The organism is Streptomyces sp. NRRL F-2664, from assembly GCF_000719345.1.
Taxonomy (GTDB): domain Bacteria; phylum Actinomycetota; class Actinomycetes; order Streptomycetales; family Streptomycetaceae; genus Streptomyces.
Map to the genome: position 1 here is coordinate 1 of NZ_JOFX01000577.1, position 245 is coordinate 245.

Consider the following 245-nt stretch of genomic DNA (forward strand, 5'->3'; position numbering starts at 1 on the left):
GCGGACACGGGCGTGCGCGGTCCCCGGTGGCTGATGCCGAACCCCGCGGCGAGCTGCCCCAGGGTGTCGTTCCTGCGCAGGTACACCAGTGCGGCCAGAGCACGCTGGGACGCCGACAGCCTGCACCTCCGGCCACCTCGCGGGTAACGATCAGCATCGTGGCCCACTCCGCCAGGGCATGCGGGACATCGAGTACGGCAGGATAAGGAACCGACGAGGCCCCCGAGTTGAAGAGCTCTGGACGT

Annotated in this window: 1 pseudogene; it reads right to left on the reverse strand. The window is 69.4% G+C overall.

Annotated elements, in window-relative coordinates:
• Positions 1 to 157: pseudogene (locus IF89_RS44315) on the reverse strand (helix-turn-helix domain-containing protein); the annotation flags it as partial.
• Between the last annotated feature and the right edge of the window lie 88 nt (positions 158 to 245).